Annotated in this window: 21 protein-coding genes, 2 tRNA genes and 1 pseudogene; 4 read left to right on the forward strand and 20 right to left on the reverse strand. The window is 69.5% G+C overall.

Annotated features, from left to right (window positions below):
• Nucleotides 1-12: 12 nt before the first annotated feature.
• Nucleotides 13-363, forward strand: a complete 351-nt coding sequence (locus tag QZ258_RS08590) for a PGPGW domain-containing protein (RefSeq protein WP_294180605.1) — start codon at nucleotides 13-15, stop codon at nucleotides 361-363.
• Here QZ258_RS08590 and QZ258_RS08595 read toward each other — a convergent pair.
• Nucleotides 345-418: transfer RNA gene (locus QZ258_RS08595), tRNA-Ile, on the reverse strand. The genes QZ258_RS08590 and QZ258_RS08595 overlap by 19 nt on opposite strands.
• Before the next feature lie 68 nt (nucleotides 419-486).
• On the opposite strand from QZ258_RS08595, the gene QZ258_RS08600 reads away from it, so the two are divergent.
• Nucleotides 487-639 (forward strand): hypothetical protein, encoded by a 153-nt coding sequence (locus QZ258_RS08600; RefSeq protein WP_294180606.1) that lies wholly within the window; start codon nucleotides 487-489, stop codon nucleotides 637-639.
• Here QZ258_RS08600 and QZ258_RS08605 read toward each other — a convergent pair.
• Both QZ258_RS08605 and QZ258_RS08610 read right to left on the reverse strand, forming a co-directional pair.
• Nucleotides 636-1,841 (reverse strand): glycosyltransferase, encoded by a 1,206-nt coding sequence (locus QZ258_RS08605; protein ID WP_294180608.1) that lies wholly within the window; start codon nucleotides 1,839-1,841, stop codon nucleotides 636-638. The two genes, QZ258_RS08600 and QZ258_RS08605, sit on opposite strands and share 4 nt — an antisense overlap.
• Before the next feature lie 71 nt (nucleotides 1,842-1,912).
• Nucleotides 1,913-2,830, reverse strand: a complete 918-nt coding sequence (locus QZ258_RS08610; RefSeq protein WP_294180610.1) for a DMT family transporter — start codon at nucleotides 2,828-2,830, stop codon at nucleotides 1,913-1,915.
• A 40-nt stretch (nucleotides 2,831-2,870) separates the two neighbouring features.
• Between QZ258_RS08610 and def the strand changes: the two genes are divergently transcribed.
• Nucleotides 2,871-3,437, forward strand: a complete 567-nt coding sequence (gene def, locus QZ258_RS08615; RefSeq protein WP_294180612.1) for a peptide deformylase — start codon at nucleotides 2,871-2,873, stop codon at nucleotides 3,435-3,437.
• 24 nt (nucleotides 3,438-3,461) lie between these two features.
• On the opposite strand, the gene QZ258_RS08620 is transcribed toward def, so the two are convergent.
• The 12 genes from QZ258_RS08620 to dusB all read right to left on the reverse strand — a co-directional run bounded on the left by QZ258_RS08620 (nucleotide 3,462) and on the right by dusB (nucleotide 15,381).
• Nucleotides 3,462-3,881, reverse strand: coding sequence for a response regulator transcription factor (locus QZ258_RS08620; protein WP_294180614.1), 420 nt, complete (start codon nucleotides 3,879-3,881; stop codon nucleotides 3,462-3,464).
• Entirely contained in the window at nucleotides 3,878-4,777 is a 900-nt protein-coding gene (locus tag QZ258_RS08625) for a sensor histidine kinase (RefSeq protein ID WP_294180617.1), read from the reverse strand. Before QZ258_RS08625 ends, QZ258_RS08620 begins: the two co-directional genes overlap by 4 nt.
• A gap of 69 nt (nucleotides 4,778-4,846) precedes the next feature.
• Nucleotides 4,847-5,146, reverse strand: a complete 300-nt coding sequence (locus QZ258_RS08630; RefSeq protein WP_294180619.1) for an SHOCT domain-containing protein — start codon at nucleotides 5,144-5,146, stop codon at nucleotides 4,847-4,849.
• Nucleotides 5,147-5,272: 126 nt separating this feature from the next.
• Nucleotides 5,273-5,944, reverse strand: coding sequence for a response regulator transcription factor (locus tag QZ258_RS08635; RefSeq protein WP_294180621.1), 672 nt, complete (start codon nucleotides 5,942-5,944; stop codon nucleotides 5,273-5,275).
• Nucleotides 5,941-7,227, reverse strand: a complete 1,287-nt coding sequence (locus tag QZ258_RS08640) for a sensor histidine kinase (RefSeq protein ID WP_294180623.1) — start codon at nucleotides 7,225-7,227, stop codon at nucleotides 5,941-5,943. Before QZ258_RS08640 ends, QZ258_RS08635 begins: the two co-directional genes overlap by 4 nt.
• 104 nt (nucleotides 7,228-7,331) lie before the next feature.
• Nucleotides 7,332-7,407, reverse strand: a tRNA-Asn gene (locus QZ258_RS08645).
• Nucleotides 7,408-7,471: 64 nt separating this feature from the next.
• The gene (locus QZ258_RS08650; RefSeq protein ID WP_294180625.1) at nucleotides 7,472-8,482 is read right to left on the reverse strand and encodes a beta-propeller fold lactonase family protein; all 1,011 of its coding nucleotides are present in this window, start codon (nucleotides 8,480-8,482) and stop codon (nucleotides 7,472-7,474) included.
• The gene (locus QZ258_RS08655; protein WP_294180627.1) at nucleotides 8,479-9,264 is read right to left on the reverse strand and encodes an ATP-binding cassette domain-containing protein; all 786 of its coding nucleotides are present in this window, start codon (nucleotides 9,262-9,264) and stop codon (nucleotides 8,479-8,481) included. Before QZ258_RS08655 ends, QZ258_RS08650 begins: the two co-directional genes overlap by 4 nt.
• A 19-nt stretch (nucleotides 9,265-9,283) precedes the next feature.
• The gene (locus tag QZ258_RS08660; RefSeq protein ID WP_294180629.1) at nucleotides 9,284-10,867 is read right to left on the reverse strand and encodes an ABC transporter substrate-binding protein; all 1,584 of its coding nucleotides are present in this window, start codon (nucleotides 10,865-10,867) and stop codon (nucleotides 9,284-9,286) included.
• A 140-nt stretch (nucleotides 10,868-11,007) separates the two neighbouring features.
• Entirely contained in the window at nucleotides 11,008-12,900 is a 1,893-nt protein-coding gene (gene dnaG, locus QZ258_RS08665; RefSeq protein ID WP_294180631.1) for a DNA primase, read from the reverse strand.
• A gap of 38 nt (nucleotides 12,901-12,938) precedes the next feature.
• Nucleotides 12,939-14,192: a deoxyguanosinetriphosphate triphosphohydrolase gene (locus QZ258_RS08670; RefSeq protein ID WP_294180633.1), complete on the reverse strand. Its 1,254-nt coding sequence runs from the start codon at nucleotides 14,190-14,192 to the stop codon at nucleotides 12,939-12,941.
• On the reverse strand, nucleotides 14,185-15,381 hold the full coding sequence (gene dusB, locus QZ258_RS08675; protein WP_294180635.1) for a tRNA dihydrouridine synthase DusB: 1,197 nt from the start codon (nucleotides 15,379-15,381) through the stop codon (nucleotides 14,185-14,187). The genes QZ258_RS08670 and dusB overlap by 8 nt, the downstream gene beginning before the upstream one ends.
• Nucleotides 15,382-15,413: 32 nt before the next feature.
• On the opposite strand from dusB, the gene QZ258_RS08680 reads away from it, so the two are divergent.
• Nucleotides 15,414-15,896, forward strand: coding sequence for an aminoacyl-tRNA deacylase (locus QZ258_RS08680; RefSeq protein ID WP_294180637.1), 483 nt, complete (start codon nucleotides 15,414-15,416; stop codon nucleotides 15,894-15,896).
• Between the two features lie 12 nt (nucleotides 15,897-15,908).
• On the opposite strand, the gene QZ258_RS08685 is transcribed toward QZ258_RS08680, so the two are convergent.
• The 5 genes and pseudogenes from QZ258_RS08685 to QZ258_RS08705 all read right to left on the reverse strand — a co-directional run.
• Complete coding sequence (locus QZ258_RS08685) at nucleotides 15,909-16,049, reverse strand: hypothetical protein (protein WP_294180639.1); 141 nt, start codon at nucleotides 16,047-16,049, stop codon at nucleotides 15,909-15,911.
• The gene (locus QZ258_RS08690) at nucleotides 16,046-16,699 is read right to left on the reverse strand and encodes a DsbA family protein (RefSeq protein WP_294180641.1); all 654 of its coding nucleotides are present in this window, start codon (nucleotides 16,697-16,699) and stop codon (nucleotides 16,046-16,048) included. Before QZ258_RS08690 ends, QZ258_RS08685 begins: the two co-directional genes overlap by 4 nt.
• A 47-nt stretch (nucleotides 16,700-16,746) precedes the next feature.
• Nucleotides 16,747-18,132, reverse strand: a complete 1,386-nt coding sequence (locus QZ258_RS08695; protein WP_294180643.1) for a glycine--tRNA ligase — start codon at nucleotides 18,130-18,132, stop codon at nucleotides 16,747-16,749.
• Nucleotides 18,133-18,231: 99 nt separating this feature from the next.
• On the reverse strand, nucleotides 18,232-19,290 hold the full coding sequence (locus tag QZ258_RS08700; protein WP_294180645.1) for an aminotransferase class V-fold PLP-dependent enzyme: 1,059 nt from the start codon (nucleotides 19,288-19,290) through the stop codon (nucleotides 18,232-18,234).
• A gap of 90 nt (nucleotides 19,291-19,380) precedes the next feature.
• Nucleotides 19,381-19,769 (reverse strand): annotated as a pseudogene (locus QZ258_RS08705) (radical SAM protein); the annotation flags it as partial.

The raw sequence follows: 19,769 nt of genomic DNA on the forward strand, positions 1-19,769 counted from the left end.
AAACTTCGAGCCATGTCTGAGGGATCGCCTGAGCCGCGCGCCGACGCGGGCGTCGGCGACGACGTGCGGCTGAGCCGCCGTGAGCGGATCCGGCAGAACCCGGCCGCCGACCGGGCCTATCGCGCGGGAGTCGGTGTGGTTGGCGGCGCCACGATCGTCGTCGGCTTCGTGCTCATGCCGCTGCCGGGCCCGGGCACCCTGATCGCGATCGGCGGGCTCGGCGTGCTCGCCACGGAGTTCCGCGGCGCCCGCAAACTCAGCACGAAGGTCAATACCACCGCCAAGAAGGCAATCGACGCGGCGAAGGATGCGCGAGCGCGGCGCCAGGAGTCAAAGCGTGAGAGTAGGGCGGACGGGACTTGAACCCGTGACCGACGGATTATGAGTCCGCTGCTCTAACCAGCTGAGCTACCGCCCCGTGCGGGTTGAGTTTATCGGGAGCGCTGGTCTCGATACGCCGCGGCGCGGCTACTCGACCGGCGCGGGGTGCGCGGGGGCGCTGGTCTCGATACGCGGCTTCGCCGCTACTCGACCGACGAGACCGGCAGGAGCTGCTACTCGACCGGCGAGACCGGCAGGAGCCGCTACTCGACCGGCAAGAGTGGCGGGAGCGGCTACTCGACCGGCGAGAACGGCTAGACGGGCTGGGGCACGTCGGCGCCGCGGTAGATCGCCTCGAAAGCGTCGATGGTGCGGTCGAGGTCGTGCGCCTGCACGGCTTCGAGCGACGCTCGGCCCATGCGCTCGCGCTCGGCCTCCGGCGCGCTCAGCACGTCGGTCAGGCGGGCGGCCAGCGCATCCACGTCACGCGGCGGGTAGAGGTAGCCGTTGACACCGTGCGTCACCAGGTGCGGCAGGGCCATCGCGTCGGCCGCGACGATCGGCAGGCCCGAGGCCATCGCCTCCATTGTGGTGATGCTCTGCAGTTCGGCGATCGAGGGCATCGCGAACACGGAGGCCTTCTGCAGCGTCGAACGCAGCTCGTCGTAGCTGACCTTGCCGGGAACCCGGATTCGATCCTCGAGCCCCAACTCGGCCACGAGCGCGATCAGCTTCTGGCGCTGATCCCCGTCGCCGAGGATGTCGACCGCGACGTCGAGCGCGGGGTCGAGCTTGGCGACCGCGTTGATCAGATCCTCGATGTGCTTCTCCTCGTCGGAGCGGCCGAGGAAGACGATGCGGTTGCGTTCGCGCGGCGCGAAGTTGGGGGTGTAGGCATCCAGGCGCAGCCCGTTCGAGATCGCGTAGGTGTCCCGGAGTCCGGTGTTCTCTTCCAGGTAGTCGGCCGAGCGGCGCGTCGGGCTCGTGACGGCATCGCAGCGCTCGAACACGCGCGCGGCGGCACGCCACTGGGCGCGGATGAGCGCCTCCAGCATCGGCTTGGTCATGATCTGTACGTGCTGGGCGATGTTCTCGGGCATGGTGTGGTTGGTGCCGACCAACCGGATGCCCTGCTGCTTGGCCACAATCGAGAGACCGCGCCCGAGCACGAAGTGCGACTGGAAGTGGATCACATCGGGCTTCGAGAGCGCGAGGACGCGCCTCGAGTTGGCGACGGCCCGCCACGGCAGCGCGAACCGCAGCCAGGGGTGAAAGATCCAACGCCAGCTGTAGATGCGGTGCACCGTGAACTCGTCGCCGCCGTGCATCTCGCGGTAGGTGCCGGCGCGCACGCCCTTCGGCGCGGGCGCCATGATCTCGACATGGTGGCCGCGCGCGGCCATGCCGACGGCGAGCTGGCGCGAGAAGCTCGCCGAACCGTTGACGTCGGGGGCGAACGTGTCGCACCCCAAAAGAATTCTCAGCGGCGCGCTCGCGGCGGCCGGGGAGGCGTCAGGCACGCGGGGATTCCTTCGCTCGAGTGTCGGGCACGCTCCAAGGTACCCCAGTGCGGGGTGATCTCCGACCCCGCTCAGCGGTGAGTCTGCGGGTGGTGGCGCGCCAACTGGAAGACGCCGATGACGGCGACCGTTCCCACGACGAGCCAGGTCAGGATCACCCAGAGCGGAACCTCGGAGGCCTCACCGAACACGGTGATCCCGATCACGACCGCGACGAGCGGGTCGACGACCGTGAGCCCGGCGATCACCAGGTCGGGGGCACCGACCGAGTAGGCGGTCTGCACGAAATAGCCGCCGAGCGCCGCGGCCGCCAGCAGCGCGACGAGGCAGACGACGGTGAGCCACTCGAAGTTGCCGTTGCCGAGCCGGTTGATGACGGCCTTCGCGAGCGTCGCGACAAAGCCGTAGAGCACCCCGGCGGCGAGGATGTAGAAGATCGCCCCCGCGCTTTTACGCCAGCGCACGAACGCGAGCCCGAGCGCGATCAGGATCGCGGCCAACGCCGAAAGCACGATGATGAGCTGCGCATCCCCCAGGACGTGCTCCTTGGCGTACACGGCCGCGATGGCCACGAAGATGCCGATCCCGCCGACGCACATGAAGATCGCGTTCCGCGCCCGATGTTCGAGCTGGTGCCCGGACAGTCGCGCGTTGAGAATCGACGTGATCACCAGGGCGACGACCCCGAGCGGCTGCACCACGATGAGCGGCGCGAACGTGAGGCTCGTCAGCTGAAAAACGATGGCGAGCCCGAGCATGAGCGTGCCGAAAGCCCACCAGGGCCGCGCCAGCAGGCGGAACAGCTGGCTGAGGCTGAGCCCCGCCTTCGCGCCGGAACCGTGCGACTCCTCGACCTGCTCGACGCCTCGATGCTGAAACTGCGCGCCGAGCGAGAGAAAGACCGCGCCGATCAGAGCGATCACGATGCCGACGACCGGGAGCGCGCCCACAAAGCTCGAGGCGTCGAAATCGCTCAAGACGGGAGGCACCAAACGAATCTAGCGGCATCCGCGGCGATATCCTGAAGCCATGGCCGTTCTCCCTATCGTCATCACGGGAGATCCCGTACTCCACACCGCCGCCGCCGAGGTCACCGACTTCGGCTCGACGCTCGCCGAACTGGTGCGCGACATGGTCGACACGATGGATGCGGCACCCGGCGTCGGGCTCGCCGCCCCGCAGGTCGGCGTGCCGCTGCGTGTCTTCGTCTACCGCTGGGACGACGAGGACGGCGTGCACCACGAGGGCACCGCGGTCAACCCGGAGCTGTGGATCTCACCCCCCGAGCCGGGCGAGCCCGACGAGGAGGACGAATCCGAGGGCTGCCTGTCGATTCCCGGCGAACGGTTCCCGCTGCGGCGCTCCGCTCGGGCGCTGCTGCGCGCTCAGGATGCCTCGGGCGCCGCGTTCGAGATCGAGGCCGAAGGGTGGCTGGCGCGCATCTTCCAGCACGAGTACGACCACCTCGACGGGGTGCTCTATGCCGACCGTCTCGCCTATCCGCACAACCGCGCCGTCGTGAAGGCGATCAAGAAGCAGAGCTGGGGCTCCCCGGGCAAGTCGTGGATGCCGGGCGTCGACGACCTCGACGCGTAGGGACGCCGTTCGACAACCGTTGCCCTAACTCGGACGGTACGCGGCGGCGGCGCGGATCGTGTCGAACAGCGACTCCGGTTCGACGTCTTTGAAGAGCACCGCGTAGGCGCCCGCTTCGGCCGCGGCCGGCAGTTGCGCATCCAGGTCGACCGTGGCGAACAGAATCACCCGCGGCGGCGTGCCCTGCTCAGCGACCCGCTCATCGCTGCGGATGCGCGCGGCCGCGACCGCTCCCCCGACGCGCCGCATGTGCAGGTCCATCAGCACCACGTCGACCGGGGTGCGGCGAGTCAGTGCGAGCGCACCCGCCCCATCGCTCGCCTGCCCAACCACCTCGAACTCGGGCTGCGATCCGAGCAGGAGCGCCCAGCCTTCGCGCTGCCGGCTCGAGTCGTCGACGATGAGCACCCGAATGGGCGGTGCCGGGGAACGCCTCGGGCTCACCGGCGCTCCGCGGAGGGCGCACGTTGGATGCCCGGGAAGATCGCCGAGACCGAGAACCCGACGCCGGGCACCTCGAACGCGTTGAAGACCCCACCGAACAGCTCCGCCCGCTGCCGCATGTCAGAGATGCCGCGACCGGTCGGGCGCTGCGTCAGGGCGGCGAGGTCGTCCTCTTGCGAGTACGCGCGCTGCTGCGCCTCCACGTTCGGGTCGAGGCCCTCGCGGCGCGCGTGCGCGCGAATCCCGTCGTCGTCGACGAGCACCTCGAGGCCGTGGTCGGTCCACTTGAAGCTGACCCGCACCTCGGTGCCCTCACCGCCGTGGCCGAGCGCATTGGCGAGCGCCTCCTGGAGGATGCGGTAGATCGCCAGTTCGGTGCCCTGCTTGAGGTCGAGCCGGGTGCCGGTCTCGACGAATTCGATCACGAGCCCCGCGTCGCGCATCACTTTGAGCAGTTCGCGCACCGAGGAGAGGCTCGGCTGCGGGCCGGCCTGCGCTTCACCCGCGCGCACGACGTCCATGACGCGGCGCAGATCGCCGAGCGTGGTTCGCGCCGTGTCGGCGATCGTCGCAGCGGTGCGGGCCGCCACCTGCGGGTCGGCGCTCGCGGCGTAGCGCGCGCCATCCGCCTGGCTGATGATGACCGAGACCGAGTGCACGATCAACTCGTGCAGCTCGCGCACGATCGTGAGGCGCGACCCCTGCTCGGCCAGCTCGAGCTCGAGGTCGAGTCGTTCGCGCTCGAGCGCGACGCGGTCGCGCAGGTCCCGGCTGACGCCGCGCCGCGCGCGCCGCCAGAGCACCGCGAGCACGAGCGCGGCAAAGAGAAAAACGCCCGTCGCCACGGCCAAGCCGACGATGACGACGAACGAGTTGTCTTGAATCCAGTCGTTCACGCGGGTCTCTCCTTCGGGCGTTCGGGCCCGAAGGAGAGACTACCGGCGGCGTGTGCCGCGTGCGTCGCGTTATGCGACCGGCGGCGTGGGACGGTTCGCGCGCAGCACCTCGAGACGAGCACGGTACTCGACCTCATCGATGTCGCCGTTGGCGAAACGCTCGGCGAGAGTCTTCTCGGCACCGCGACCGCCTTCGTGCGCGGCCGCGTGCCAGGCAGCCCCGGCGAAACGACGACGCGAACGGGCGAGCACGACGATGAGCACGATGATCGGCGCGAGCCACAACAGGAAGAACAGCGGCGCCAGCCAGAAGGCGCCATGACCGCCGACGTGGGCGACGGATCCGGCAAGGGCAAGAGAATTCAGCACGGGGGCTCCTTGAGTTCGGGGTTCCAACGGAACCTGATGACTCCACTCTCGCCGGTTCGGGTCGGCCCCGAATCTGCCGGCGGGAGCGTTCTCTCTACTCCCCCGGGTGCACGCCGGTGGCGCCGACTACTCCGCGCGGCCGGGCGTGACGAGGCCCGTCTCGTACGCGACAACGACGAGCTGCACCCGATCACGTGCGAGGAGTTTCGACATGATGCGCGAGACGTGCGTCTTCGCCGTCAGGGGGCTCAAGAACAGTTCACGGCCGATCTCGTCGTTCGTCATCCCCTGACCGACGAGGGTCAGCACCTCGCGCTCGCGATCGGTGAGCACCGCCAACCGGCTGGTGTCCGGCGGCGAGGTGAGACCGGTGGCGACCTGTTCGAGAAGGCGCTTCGTGACCCGCGGGCTCAGCAGCGCCTCCCCGGCTGCGACGACGTGCACGGCGCGCAGGAGCTCGACCGGCTCGGTGTCCTTGACGAGAAACCCGCTCGCCCCGGCCCGGATCGCCTGCGCGACGTACTCGTCGAGTTCGAAGGTCGTGACCACGACGACGTGAGTGCCGGCGAGCGCAGGATCGGCCACGATCTGTTCCGTCGCCCAGAGCCCGTCGCCGTCGGGCATGCGAATGTCCATCAGCACGACGTCGGGCCGCTCACGGCGCACCAGTGCCACGGCGTCTCGACCCGTGGCAGCTTCCCCCACCACCTCGAGGTCGGGCTCCGCCTCCAGGAGGCTGCGGAACCCCGCACGGATCAGGTGCTGGTCATCGGCCAGGGCGACACGGATCGTCATCATTCCTCCGGAGTATCGGGCGGCAGCGGGAACTCCGCCTGCACGCGGAAGCCGCCCTGCGCGCCCGGCCCCGCGGTCAGGTGACCGCCGAGAAGTTCCGCACGCTCGCGCATGCCGAGCAGGCCGCGCCCGCCCGACTCGCTCGCCGGTCCCGGCGCCGCGGCGCCGTCATCGACCACCTGGAGCTGGATGTGTGCGCCGCGGCGCTCGAGGGTGACCGTGACGCTGCGCGCGCCCTGCGCGTGCCTCTGCACGTTCGTCAGCGACTCCTGCACCACGCGATAGATCGCCAACTGCACCGGCTTCGGGACGACCTCGTGCGACAGCCGATCGTCCAGGGTCACCCGCAGTCCGGAAGCAGCGACCGACGCCGCCAGCGCCTCGAGCCGCTCCAGGTCAGGCTCGGGCACGAGGGGAACACCCAGCTCGGCGCCGCGCTCGGCGCGCAGCACGCCCAGCACCGCGCGCACCTCATCGAGCGCGGACTTGCTGGTCTCTTTGATGCTGGCCAGCGCATCCGCCGCCTTCTCGGGCTGGCGCTCCATCAGGTGCAAGCCGACGCCCGCCTGCACGTTGATCTGGCTGAGCGAATGCGCGAGCACGTCGTGCAGTTCGCGTGCGATGCGCACGCGCTCGGCCTGCACTTCGGTCTGACGTCGTTCGCGCTGTTCGCGCTCGTACTCGCGGGCCCGTTCGACGCGGGTGCGGAGGCCCTCGCCGACCCCCATGACAATGAGAATGCCGAGCGTCGTCGCCGCCACCCGCCCCGGCGTCCAGGCGTTGTAGCCGAGCAGGAGCGCGATGCTCAGCGTGCCCACCCAGGCGGCCGCAATCGATGCCCAGGCCCAACCGCGCGCACCCCGCACGACCGCGCCGACGACCGCGAAGGCGAGCGCCACATAGGGCGGGCTGGAGCTGTCGCCGAGCAGAAGATCGGCCGATGCCGCGACCGCGATGAGCGCGACGACCGGGCCGGGGTACCGGCGCGCACCCACCAGGATGAGCGGCGCCAGCACCGCCAGCACCAACGAGATCAGCGCCTCGCGCGGTCGCGCATCGAACAGACCGCCCAGGACGCTGTCGGGATCCAGTGCGGAACGCAGCCGCAGGAGTGCCATCGGGACTTGCGCGAAGAAGGTGAGAACGACCGGAAGCCAGAGGGTCACCCAGCGCGGCGGATGCATCCACGGCGGATGCGCGTGGGCGTCGACCCCGGACAGCGCGGTGTTCGGCGCGCCATCGGACGCGGGCCCGGGGGCCCCAGGTCGTGACGCGGAGCCGGGCATGCCACGATCGTACGCGGGCACAGGGATGCGGGCGTCGGCTCCAGGGCGCGCCGCGACTACTCCCGAGGGAGTAGTCGCGGCGGAGATCGACGACCGATCTCGTGTGGCTCCCCGGCTTGGACTCGAACCAAGAACCTATCGGTTAACAGCCGATTGCTCTGCCAATTGAGCTACCGAGGATTACTGCGAACAGCCGGTCTAGCTTAGCAAACCCGCGGAGCGATTCTGTCCGCCCCGGGCCCCGTCACGAAAGCGCCGCGAGACACGTCGGCGACGGCACGTGGACCGGCTCGCCGACCGGGGTGAGCCGCCCGTCCGCATCGAGCGCAAAGCTCGCCACCGAGTTCGACAGCTGGTTCGCCACGTGCACGAACGCTCCATCCACGACGAGGTGCCGCGGCCAGTCGCCGCCGCAGTCGACATCGCCGACCAACCGCACCGCGCCGGAATCGAACGAGATCACCGCGAGTCGGTTGGCGCCGCGCACCCCCGCGACCACGAAACGCCCGTCGGACGACAGCGCGAGCCCGGCCGCCTGGCTCTGCCCGCTCACCCCCGGGAGATCCACGAAGCCCCGCACCTCGAAGGTGTCGCCCGCCGGGTGCAGCACGCTCACCGTTAGACCCCACTCGCCCAGCACCGCCAGCTCGCCGTCGGGCAGCGCCACGAGATCGCGCGGCCCCGTGCCCGGCGGCAACCGGACCTCGGCCACGCGACGCAGACGCGCGCCGTCCCAACGGTGCAGGTAGACGCGATCCGCCCCCAGATCCGCCGTCGCGACACGGCCGTCATCGAGCACGAGCACGCAGTGCGCGTGCGGCGTTCGCTGTGCCGCTCGCGGCCCGCTCCCGGTCGCCGGGAGCTCCTGCTCGGCCGGTCCGAGGATCGACGGATCGCCGGGATCAATGGCGTGTACCGCGACGACCCCGTCGCCGTAGCGGGCCGCGACGAGCGCGTCGCCGCCGGGCCGCGGGACAACGGCAAGATGACATGGGCCGGCGGCGTCCCCGCTCGGACGTACGCCGCGGGCGAGCAACGATCCGTCGTCCCCGCGCTCCCATGCCGCCACGGCGGAGTCCGCCTCAAGCGCCGCGAAAACGTGCTCGGCCGCCACCGTCAGCCACGACGGCGAATCCGCCTCGGCGACCAGACCGAGGAACTCGAAGCGCCCGTCGGCATGGCTTCGACCGCGACCGATCCCGCGCGCCGTGCCGCCCATGGCGGCCCCATAGCCGCCCACCACGAACTCCGTCATCGCTGCAGCGTCGCCAAGGTGCGGACATACGGGTGCAGGGGGTTCGCCAAGACCTCATCGACGGCGCCGTAGCCGACGAAGTGCCCCGCGTGCATGACCGCGATCCGGTCGGTGATGGTCCGCAGCTCGCGCAGGTCGTGGCCGACGACGATCGCCGAAAAACCGTGCTCGCTCTGCATCTCCTTGATCACATCGAGGATTCGCCCGCGCATCAGAACGTCGACGCCCATCGTGGGGTCGTCGGCGACCAGCACCTCGGGCGCCACCACGAGGGCTCGGGCGAGCGCGATGCGCTGGCGCTGCCCGCGGCTGAGCTCATGCGGGAACTTCTCCATCACCGAGAGCGGAAGCCGCACCGCGTCGATCAGCGCGGCCGCGCGACGACCAGCCTGCTCCGGATCGGTGTGCCGATCCTGTTCGAACAGCGGCGAGGCCACGTTCTCGCCGATCGTCATCCGCGGCTCGAGGCTCGAACCGCCATCCTGCGGCAGGTAGCCGACGCGCCAGGCCAGCTGGCTGATGCGGCGAGCGGATGCGTCGCGCAGCGGAACTCCGAGCACCGACAGCCCGCCCCCGAAGATCCGCGGCGGGGCGGACTCGCCCCCCACCGTCTGAGCGGCGACGGCTCGCGCGAGGGTGCTCTTGCCGGAGCCCGCCTCGCCCACGATGCCCAGGATCTCGCCCGCGAACAGCTCGAAATTGACGCCGTCTACGGCGACCTCGCGGACGCCGTAACCGAGCGTCAGATCGTCCGCGCGAACGGTGACAGCGGAGTGACTCACGCTCACAACTTACGCCACGTCACCGCCGGGTGAGGCCCCCGAGCCACCCCTCACCCAACTCGGCGATGGTCGCAAGCGTCACGCCCGGGGCGAGGTAGATCGTGTGTCGGCCGGCCAGCAGCGGGAGCGTCGGAATCCGTGATGCAAGCTGCTCTTCGAGCGCGGCGATCGCGGCGTTGCGCTGACCGGCGTCCTCCGCCGTCCCCTGCACAGCGATCAGTTCGTCGGTGCGGCTGTCGTCCAGGCCGGTCGGCAGACCGAGGTCAGAGGCGTAAAGACGCGTCAGCGCGTCATCGACATCGACTCCCGCCGGCGTCCACACATACTCGACGATCGGATATCGCTCCGCGCCCAGCGTCGAACGGGTCAGCGGCCCGTCGACCTCCTCCAACCGCACACTGAAGAGCTCGCCCCCTTCCAGCTGCGCCTCCAGTTCAGCCCGGATCGCATCGCCTTGCGGGTCCTCGTCGTCGGCGACATAGGAGATCACGAGCGAAACCGGAGTCTGGACGCCCGCCGCCGCGAGCCGTTCGGTTGCACGGTCAATGTCCGGACCGCCGAGCGCATCCCCGTAGACCGCGAGCACTCCCTGCTCCCCCGGCGCGGTCCCGGCCTTGAGAGAACCGATGCGCAATGCGGCGGGCACGTAGCCGTAGTCCGCCGACCACGAAGCGGGCGCAAGTTCCGCGAGCGACACGCGATCGACCAGGTCGGACATCGCCTGACGCACCGCGAGCGCGGCGCCCTCGTTCGCCTCCTCCGTGGCGGAGCCGAACGGCATCGTGCTGAAGTCGAACACGAGCATCCGAAGCGTGTTCGTGGGCTGCACTCGCGTCGTGAGTCCGGACGTCGCTATCAGCGCCTCCCGCTGCTCCGTCGTGAAGCTGCCGTACGCGACATCGACACTGCCCGATTCGACCCGCTCGGCGAGGCTGGCGGCTTCGAGTTCGGTCTCCAACGTGATGACGGTGCCGGTCGGCTCCTCCACGTCATCCATCGACCCGATGACCGTATAGACCGTTCCGTCAACGTTCGCGATCTGCCACTTGCCAGCGAAGGCGCCTCCCGCGATGATCACCTCGTCGTCGGTGATCGCGTCAGCGGCGAAGATCTCCTCGTCGAGGATGGCCCCCGCGGGCCCCGCCAGGACGGAGGGAAAAGTCACGTCGTCGTCCTCGCGCAACGTGAACACGACCGTGTTCGCATCGAGCGCGGCCACCGACGCGAGGCCACGCAACAGCGTCACCGGGCCGCTCGTGTCACCGATCGCGAGCTGCCGCTCAAAGCTGAACACAACATCGGATGCCGTCAACTCGTTCCCGTTCGGGAAGCGCAAACCCGCCGGCAGCGTCACCGTGTACTCGGCATCGGCGGTGAACTCGGCACTGTCGGCGAGCGAAAGCTCGATCTCCCCCGTGTCGGCGACAAGCTCGAGCAGACGCGGGTACAGCTGGTGAAGGAACGAGACGGTCGTCGCATCCCGAGTCGCCGCCGGATCCAAAGAGACGATGTCCGCGGTCGTTCCCACCACGATCGGACGCGGCGCGCCCGCACCGGCGCAGCCGGCCAACAACAGTGCGACGGAGGCCGCGGCAAGCGCCACGAACCCTCTCCGCCGGAGAGCGAACAGCTGATTCACGCGGGGCCTTTCAGGTGGGGTGTCGGGCTCGGACCGGTGTCACCGCGTCGAGAGCCCCCCTCTTGATAACACACCCAGCTTGGGCCGCGCGCCCCGAGTCCGGCTCAACTCTCGCGCAGACGCCGACGCTCCGTCTCCAGCGACGCCGATTCGCGGGCCAGAATCGCCCACCGTTCCTGATCGCCATCGGACTGCGCGCGCTGCATCGCACCCAAGACCTCGGCCTTCAGCCGCAGCAAGTCGCGATCGATGAGAGAGGTCACCACGTCGCGGCAGTACGCCGCAATCTGATCCGGCCGCTGCGGAATCGGCGCAATCGCCAGTTGCGAGACGAGGCTCGCAAAGCCGGCGGGAGCCTGCTCCGCGACCTTCGCCACCCAGCGGTCCTCCGAGGCGGGTTCTCCCGGAATCTCGGCCAGCGCCGTCGCCACCGCGTCGCGCACCACCCCGAGAGCCGCATTCCCGACGCGTACCTGGGTGACGCGATCGAGAAGCTCCCGACCGACGTGCTCTGGGTGCTGGAGGATCGCCATCAGCGCATCCCGTTCCCCCCGGGTCAGCGGATCGGTCGGCATGTCCATCAGCCGGAACTCCGGCGGTGCCTCCGGCTCGACCGTCTCGCCCGCGCGCGGCGGCGCCGAACGCTCCGGGGCACGAGTCGATGCGCCGCGGCTCGCCGACACCGCGCGGCTCACCTCCCGCGGCTCCAGGCCGAGCCACCCGGCCAGGCTTCGCACGTATCCGACCCCCAGGGCACTGTCGCGGATGCCGGCGACGACCGGCGCGGCCGCCCGCAGTGCCGCAACGCGGCCCTCCACCGTCTCCAGATCGTGACCGGCGAGCTGTCGGCGGATCATGAACTCGAACATCGGCTTGCGCGTCGCGATGAGCGACCGCACCGCCTCGTCGCCGCGGTGCAGGCGCAAATCGCACGGGTCGAGGCCGTCAGGCGCCACCGCGACAAAAGTCTGTGCGGCGAAGCGCTGCTCCTCGGCGAACGCACGGCTCGCCGCCTTCTGCCCCGCCTCGTCGGGGTCGAACGTGAAGATCACCTGGCCGGTGCCCTGCGTGTTGCTGTTGTCGACATCACCGAGCACGCGGCGCAGCACCTTGATGTGGTCCACGCCGAACGAGGTGCCGCAGGTGGCGATCGCCGTCGTCACGCCGGCGAGATGGCAGGCCATGACGTCGGTGTAGCCCTCCACCACCACCACCTGCTTGCCCTTGGCGATGTCGCGGCGGGCGAGGTCCAACCCGTAAAGCACCTGACTCTTGTGGTAGATCGGCGTCTCGGGAGTGTTGAGGTACTTGGGGCCCTGATCGTCGTCGAGCAGCTTGCGCGCGCCGAAGCCGACCGTGGCCCCGGTCACGTCGCGAATCGGCCACACCAGGCGCCCGCGGAAGCGGTCGTAGACGTTGCCGCGCTCCCCCGTGCTGAGCAGCCCGGATGCGGTCAGCTCGTCCTGCGTGAAACCGCGAGACTTCAGGTGGTCGCCGAGCGCCGAAAACGACTTCGGGGCGAAACCGACACCGAACCGCTCGGCGGCGGCCGCGTCGAAGCCGCGCGAACCGAGGAAGTCGCGCCCGACCTGCGCGGCCGGCGTGCGCAGCTGCTCCCGGAAGAACTCCTCCGCCGCCGCGTTGGCGGCGATCAGACGAGCACGATTGCCGTGATCGGGGGCCGCCCCGCCGCCCTCATAGTGCAGTTCGTAGCCGAGCCGGGCCGCCATCCGCTCCACCGCCTCGGTGAAGGTGACGTGATCCATCTTCTGCAGGAAACTGAAGACGTCGCCGTCCTCACCGCACCCGAAGCAGTGGTAGCGGCCGACGCTCGGGCGCACGTGAAAGCTCGGGCTGCGCTCCTCGTGGAACGGGCACAGGCCCTTCATCGAGTCGACGCCGCCGCTCTTCAGCGTGACGAAGTCGCCCACGATGTCGGCGATGTTGATCCGGCTTCGCACTTCGTCGATGTCGTTTCGACGAATGAGCCCGGGCATGCCGCTGATTCTACGGCGCGCCGTGTCCGCGCGTCGGTCTAGTGCAACCGGTCGTGCTGCTGGCTGGCCGAGACATCGGTGAGCGAGGCCACCTGATCGACGATGACGCGGCGGCGCGCGGTGTCGTCCGCCGCCTCGGCCCACTCCGCGGAGAAGCCGGTGTCCAGGTGCTCCGGATGCGCCCACAGCGCATCCGCGAGCTCGGTCAGAATCTCGCGCTGCCGCTCGTAGTAGGGCTGCCGCGAATTCGTCGACATCACGTTCGCCGCGACGATGCCCTTCAGCACCGCGATCTCGGCCTGTGTCTCCAACGGCACCAGCACATCGCCGCCGAACCGCGCCAGCGCGGCCTTCGGATGCGCGGCACGGGTGGCGTGAATCGCCGCGTGCGAGAACCGCCCGATCAGCTGACTCGTGAGGTTCTTGAGCTTGGCGAGGTCACGCCGCGAACCATCCCAGGAGTCGATCCACCACGGCAGCGCGTCGAGCCGGTCGAAGGCCGCCAGCAGGTCCTCACGGGAGATCTCGCCGCCGATCCACACGAACATCGCATCGACGAGCGCCTCGTGATCGGCGCGTGCGCTCAGCGCCGGCACGTCGAGGTAGCCGTTGACGATCGCGTCTTCGAAGTCGTGCACCGAGTAGGCGATGTCATCGGAGAGGTCCATCACCTGCGCCTCGATGCACCGCACCCGCGTGGGGGCCTCGGCGCGCATCCACTCGAAGACGGGGGTGTCGTCCGCGTAGAAACCGAACTTGCTGCGACCGCTCGGGTCGGGGATCCCCTGCGCCTGCGGCCACGGATACTTGCAGCTCGCGTCGAGGCTCGCTCGGGTGAGGTTCAGGCCGTAGCTGCGCCCGTCGGGACCGAACACCTTCGGCTCGAGCCTGCTCAGCAGCCGCAGCGTCTGCGCGTTGCCCTCGAACCCGCCGTACGGCGCCGCCCAGTCGTTGAGCGCCTTCTCTCCGTTGTGCCCGAACGGAGGATGCCCCAGGTCGTGGGCGAGGCACGCCGCGTCGACCACATCCGGGTCGAGCCGCAACCGCATCGCCAGCTCGCGCCCGATCTGCGCCACCTCCAGGGAGTGCGTCAGCCGGTTGCGCGCGAAATCGAGCCCCGCGGTGGGGCTCAGCACCTGCGTCTTGACGGCGAGCCGTCGCAGAGCGCTGGAGTGCAGGATGCGCGCCCGATCGCGCGCGAAATCGGTGCGCGGAGTGGTGTGGTGATCCTCGGGAAGCCAGCGCTCGACGTCATGCTCGGTGTACCCCACCGGCGGCTGCGCCTCAGCCACCGCTGGTGTCGCCTTCGCCCTCGGTCAGCTCACTGCGCTGCGCGCCCTCGAGTTCGCGGCTGTCGAGCCAGCCGTAGGGCAGGGTCGGCACCTTCGGGGTGCCGGCGCGACCGCGCTGCCCCTCCGCCTCGGCGCCCGGGTAGGGCTGGTGGGGGTCGAGCTGCGCGAGCAGTTCGGCGATCTCGTCAAGGCTGGAGGCGCGCGCGAGCGCGGCCCGCAGCTCGCCCCCCACCGAGTAGCCCTTGAAGTACCAGGCGACGTGCTTGCGGATGTCGCGGCAGGCGCGGCCCTCGTCGTCGAAGAACTCGACGAGCAGTTCGGCGTGGCGCTGGAACGCGGTCGCGACCTCGCCGAGCGTCGGCTCCGCCTTCAGATGCCCGCCCTGGAAAGCGGCGGCGAGGTCGCCGAAGAGCCACGGGCGACCCAGGCATCCGCGACCCACGACCACGCCATCGCAGCCGGTCTCGGCCACCATCCGCAGCGCATCCTCGGCGCTCCAGATGTCGCCATTGCCGAGCACCGGAACGCTGTGGATCGTCTCCTTGAGCTTCGCGATCGCCGACCAGTCGGCATGGCCCGAGTAGAACTCCGCGGCCGTGCGCGCGTGCAGCGCGATCGACGCGACGCCGGCGCCCTCGGCCGCCTTCGCGGCCTCCAGGTAGGTCAGATGCTCGGCGTCGATGCCCTTGCGCATCTTCACGGTGAGCGGAATGTCGCCCGCGGCCTTGACGGCGCCCTCCACGATCTCGCGGAACAACCCCAGCTTCCACGGCAGCGCCGACCCGCCGCCCTTGCGGGTCACCTTCGGGACGGGGCATCCGAAGTTCAAGTCGATGTGGTCGGCACGATCCTCGGCCACCAGCATCGTGACCGCCTCGGCGACCGTCTTCGGATCGACGCCGTAGAGCTGGATCGAACGCGGCGTCTCCGACTCGTGGTGCTGGATCAGACGCAGGCTCGCCGGCGTGCGCTCGACGAGGGCCCGGCTCGTGATCATCTCGGAGACGTAGAGCCCGGCGCCGTACTCGCGGCAGAGCCGCCGGAACGCGGTGTTGGTGATGCCCGCCATCGGCGCGAGCACGACCGGAACGTCGAGTTCGATCGGCCCGATACGCAACGCAGGGGCCGCGGCGCCGGGAATCGGGGCCGGGCTCTCGGCGTTGCGGTCGGTGACGGTGAGAATGGACATCGTCTCGATTCTCCCAGAAAGGGCCTGAGCACGTGACGAACGGACGCGAACGCGTCGAGGCGGATGCCGCCGCGCGCGGAATCCCCATCGAGATCATCGAGCGCACCTCCGCCCGGTCCCTCGAGGAAGCCGCCGAGATTCTCGGCATCACACCGGCCGAGATCATCAAAACCCTCGTCGTGAAGCGCAGCGACGGCACGTTCCTGTTCGCGCTCGTGCCCGGCGACCGCCAGATATCCTGGCCCAAGCTGCGCGCGCTCGTCGGCGTCAACCGGCTGAAACTCCCGGATGCGGAGGCCGCCCGGGGCGCAACCGGCTACGAGCGCGGCACCATCACGCCCTTCGGCTCCACCACCGCCTGGCCGGTGTTCGCCGATCAGACGATGACCGGCCGCCGCGTCTCGATGGGAGCCGGGGAGCACGGGCTGAGCCTGTTCGCGGAGGCGGATGCGGTCATCCGCTCGTTCGAGGCGACCGTCGCGGATCTGACCGAGCCGATCGCGTCGCGCGACTAGCCGACGCGGCGCTCAGACCGCGTCGGCGTCGAGGGCGCGCGTCACGAGCGCGTGCTCGGGGTGGGCGTTGACGACGCAGGCGTCGCCCTCGCAGGCATCCGCATTCGCGTCTCCAACGATCTCAAGCGGGCTCGGGGTCGTGGGCTGAGTCATGCTGCGGTCTCCTTCTCGGCGCTGAGCTGGCGAAGCACGTCGGCAAACACGGTGGTGTCTTGTGCCCCCGACACACCGTAGCGCTCTTCGAAGACGAAGAACGGCACCCCCGTGATTCCGTAGGCGCCCGCCTGGGCGACATCCGCTTTGACCGCCGGCAGATAGCGCGCGCTTTCCAGCACGTCGACCACCTCTGCACGATCGAAGCCGAGACCCTCCGCAACGTCGGCGAGGTCGGGGATGCGGCCCACGTGTCCGCCGTCAATGAAGTACGCCTTCAGTAGCGCCTCCTTCATCTCCGCCTGGCGGCCGCGTTCCTTGGCGAAGTGCAGCAGCTCGTGCGCCTTGACCGTGTTGGTCTGGTGGACGTGATCGAAGTCGTAGGCGAGCCCGACACTCGCGGCGATATCGGTGACGCGCTGGATCATCTGCTCGACCTGCGGCATCGGCAGTCCCTTGCGCTCGGCCAGGTACTGCGCGGTCGTGCCCTCGTAGTCGATCGGGGTGTCGGGAGACAGCTCGAACGAGTGGTACTCGACCTCGACCTCGCCGTCGAACTCGGCTACCGCCGCCTCGAACTTCCGCTTGCCGATGTAGCACCAGGGGCACTGCACGTCTGACCAGATGTCGACCTTGATGGATTTACTCACCTCACCCCCAACGCCCCCACCCCGCGCAAATTCCCGCCGAACGGGGGCTAGGCGCCGAGGAGGTGGCCGGCGAGGTAGCGCTCGAGACCGTCGAGCGGGATGCGCTCCTGGCTCATCGTGTCGCGCTCGCGCACCGTCACCGCGTTGTCGTCGAGGGTGTCGAAGTCGACGGTGACGCAGAACGGCGTGCCGATCTCGTCCTGGCGACGGTAGCGACGACCGATTGCGCCCGCGTCGTCGAACTCGATCATCCAGTGCTGGCGCAGGCGGTCGGCGAGCTCCTTCGCCACCGGCGAGAGCTTCTCGTTGCGCGACAGCGGCAGCACGGCGACCTTGACCGGCGCAAGACGACGGTCAAGGCGCAGCACGGTGCGCTTGTCGACGCCGCCCTTCGTGTTGGGCGCCTCGTCTTCGCTGTAGGCGTCCACCAGGAAGGCCATGAGCGCGCGCGTGAGACCGAACGCGGGCTCGATCACATACGGGATCCAGCGCTCGTTCTTGGTCTGATCGAAGTACGACAGGTCGACGCCCGAGTGCTCGGAGTGCGTCTTTAGGTCGAAGTCGGTGCGGTTGGCGACACCCATCAGCTCGCCCCACTCCGAACCGGCGAAGCGGAAACGGTACTCGACGTCGACGGTGCGCTTCGAGTAGTGGCTGAGCTTGTCTTTCGGGTGCTCGTAGAACCGCAGGTTCTCCTCCTGGATGCCGAGGTCGCGATACCACTTCATGCACGCGTCGATCCAGTACTGGTGCCACTCTTCGTCGGTGCCGGGCTCGACGAAGAACTCCATCTCCATCTGCTCGAACTCGCGGGTGCGGAAGATGAAATTGCCGGGCGTGATCTCGTTGCGGAAGCTCTTGCCGACCTGAGCGATGCCGAACGGCGGCTTCTGGCGCGCACTCGACATGACGTTGGCGAAGTTGACGAAAATGCCCTGCGCGGTTTCGGGACGCAGGTAGTGCATGCCGGCCTCGTCATCCACCGGTCCGAGGAAGGTCTTCAGCAGTCCGCTGAAGGCGCGGGGCTCCGTCCACTGGCCACGGGTGCCGCAGTTGGCGCAGGCGATGTCGGCGAGACCGTTCTCGGGCGCGCGGCCCTTCTTCTCCTCGAATTCCTCGAGCAGGTGGTCCTCGCGGTAGCGCTTGTGGCAGCTCTGGCACTCGACGAGCGGATCACTGAAGACCTCGACGTGACCGGAGGCCTCCCAGACCTTCTTCGGCAGGATCACCGAGGAGTCGATGCCGACGATGTCGTCGCGCGTCTGGACCATGAACTTCCACCACTCGCGCTTGATGTTCTCTTTCAGCGCGGTGCCGAGCGGGCCGTAGTCCCAGGCGGAGCGCGATCCGCCATAGATTTCACCCGCCTGGTAGACGAAGCCTCGGCGCTTGGCGAGAGAGATGATCGAATCGAGCGGGTTGGGCGTGGCCACGAAGAAACTCCAGAGGTCAGCCGCGCTGGCTGCGCGGTCGATGGTGCGCGGGATGCGTCACCGGCGAACGCCGGACGCTGCCAGCCAGCCTACCGGCGGTCACGACCCCCAGAGTGCCTGGGTGACAGCCTGGACGTCGGACTCGTCGTTCCAGATGTGGAATGAGGCGCGCAGTCGACCCGCGCGACCGGAGACGCGGATGCCCGCCGCGATGAGCGTGCGGAGGTCCTGCCCGCTCGTGTCGGGCCAGGTGATGATCGGCTGGTGCTGAAGCGGGATCCCGAGCGCCTCGCACAGCGCGTCGCCGAGTCCGCTGGTGCGCTCCCACACCTCCGTCATGTCGAGCCCGGCGAACAGCTCGATCGCGTGCTCGGCGCCGACCCAGGCCTGCCAGGCCGGTGACACGTCGAAACGCCGCGCGTTGCTCGCGAGGTGCATTTCCGGCCCGTAGGTGCTCTTCCACACGTCATCGCCCGCGTACCAGCCGGCCTGCAGCGGACGCAGTGCCGGCCCGATCCGCTCCCCAACGGTCATGAAGCCCACGCCGCGCGGTGAACACAGCCACTTGTAGGTGTGGCAGGAGGTGACATCGAACAGCGACGCATCCACCGGGTACACGCCCGCGGCCTGGGTCACATCGCAGTAGGTGAGGGCGCCGGTGCGGGCGGCGGCCTCCCGGATCGCGGCGACGTCGGCCACCTGCCCGGTCGCCGACTGTACGAGCGAGAACGCGACCAGGTGGGTGTCGTCGCGGATCTCGTCGGCGAGGGCGTCGAGCGCGACGACGCGAACCCGGATGCCTCCCTCCCCCTGGCGTTGTAGGAACGGGAAATGCACCGAGGAGAAGTCGTGGTCGGCGATGAGGACTTCGGCGCCCGGCGGCACCGACTCGGCGATGAGCGACGTCATGACCGAGACCGCACCCCCGATCGCAACCTGGTCGACGGGAACCCGCACCAGGCGCGCGTAGGAGGCGCGCGTCCGCTCGATCACCGGGTCGTAGCCTTGCGGGTCGCGATCGGCGGAAGCCCAGGCCTCGAGGTCGGCCATCATGGCGTCGACGGAGCGCTGCGGCGGGAGCCCGATCGAGGCGACAGCGAGATATCCCCGCGGATCACCGAACTGGTCGATCGCCTCGGCGAGAGCCTCAGATGTCATGTTCCGAGCATCCCGCCCGCCGCGCGCCACGGCAAGAGCCACGCCGCGTCGGCTGGCCGGGTGCGCGGACGTCGCCCTCGCGGCGCGGCGTCAGAACAGGGTCGGCTGCAGGGCGGCGGCGGCCCGCGGCGAGAGTTCGGTGGCGAGCAGCGCTCCCCCGCCGACGCGCGACGCGCCCGAGCTCGCGGCAGCCTTCCTCGGCCCGGTGCTCGATTCGGCCGGATGCGCAGCCGACGCGGGTACGCCCGTTCCCGGCGCGAGCCGGGTGCGTTCGAAGCCGTACTGCCGCATCAGTGGGCGGATGCGGTCGGCGAGCCACCGCCGGTACTCCTTCGGCGCGTACGTGCCACCCGAATACAGCGCCGTCGTGCGCTCAAGCAGTTCCGGATGCGCCCGCTCGATCCAGGCCAGGTACCACTCCTTCACCCCGGGCTTCAGGTGCAGCGCCGAGTAGGCGATGCTCGTCGCGCCCGCCTCGG

It is taken from the genome of uncultured Schumannella sp. (genome assembly GCF_905479755.1).
Classification (GTDB): domain Bacteria; phylum Actinomycetota; class Actinomycetes; order Actinomycetales; family Microbacteriaceae; genus DCRR01.